The sequence below is a fragment of the Roseomonas sp. TAS13 genome (genome assembly GCF_001950415.1).
GTDB classification, from domain to species: domain Bacteria; phylum Pseudomonadota; class Alphaproteobacteria; order Acetobacterales; family Acetobacteraceae; genus Roseomonas; species Roseomonas mucosa.
Genome location: NZ_BDLP01000737.1, coordinates 1 through 854, shown reverse-complemented (window position 1 = coordinate 854; position 854 = coordinate 1). Strand labels below are relative to the sequence as shown.

1 protein-coding gene is annotated in these 854 nt (G+C 70.5%); it reads left to right on the top strand.

Annotation, left to right across the window (positions count from 1 at the left end; genetic code table 11):
• Positions 1-41 precede the first annotated feature (41 nt).
• Positions 42-847 (top strand): IS5 family transposase gene (locus tag ROTAS13_RS25920; RefSeq protein WP_139323602.1). Its coding sequence is split into 2 segments (ribosomal slippage): positions 42-378 and positions 378-847, totalling 807 coding nucleotides; the frame shifts between segments, so codons are not numbered across the junction.
• Positions 848-854: the final 7 nt, after the last annotated feature.

The window sequence follows — 854 nt, the reverse complement described above, 5'->3', positions numbered from 1 at the left end:
AGAGCGCCTAACTAAACCCGGTATGATGCGTTTCTGTGGGCATGGCGAAGCCTTTGGTTTCTGATGATCTCTGGGCGGCGATTGAGCCGCTGTTGCCGCCCGAGCAGCCCAAGCCCAAGGGCGGGCGGCCGCGGCTGGCGGACCGGGCGGCATTGACGGGGATCGTGTTCGTGCTGGTCAGCGGCATCCCATGGGAGAGGCTGCCCGCCGAGATGGGCTGCGGCTGCGGGATGAGTTGCTGGCGACGGCTGCGCGACTGGCAGGCGGCCGGGGTCTGGGCCGCCTTGCACCGCCTGCTGCTGGAGCGGTTGCAGGCTGCGGGGCAGATCGACTGGCGGCGGGCCGCGCTGGACAGTGCCACTGTTCCGGCGAAAAGGGGGGCGCCGAGACGGGCCCGAACCCGACGGATCGCGGCAAGCCAGGCACGAAGCGCCACCTCGTCACGGACGCCCGCGGCACGCCGCTTGGCCTGACGCTCAGCGGGGCCAACCGGCACGATAGCATGATGCTGGCGCCCACCCTGGATGCCGTGCCGCGGATCAGGATCGGCCATCGCGGCCGCCCACGGCAAAGGCCGGGCAAACTCCACGCCGATAAGGCCTACGACCACCGTCGCTGCCGCCGGGAGTGCCGCGCCCGTGGCATCACCCCGCGCATCGCACGCCGTGGCATCGAGAGCAGCGCCCGCCTCGGACGACACCGCTGGGTGGTGGAGCGTACCTTCGCCTGGCTCGCCCGCTACCGACGCCTGACCATCCGCTACGAGCGCCGCGCCGACATCCACCTCGCCTTCACCACACTCGCCTGCGCCCTCGTCTGCCTCGGCCAGATTAGGCGGTTCTGTTAGGCGCTCT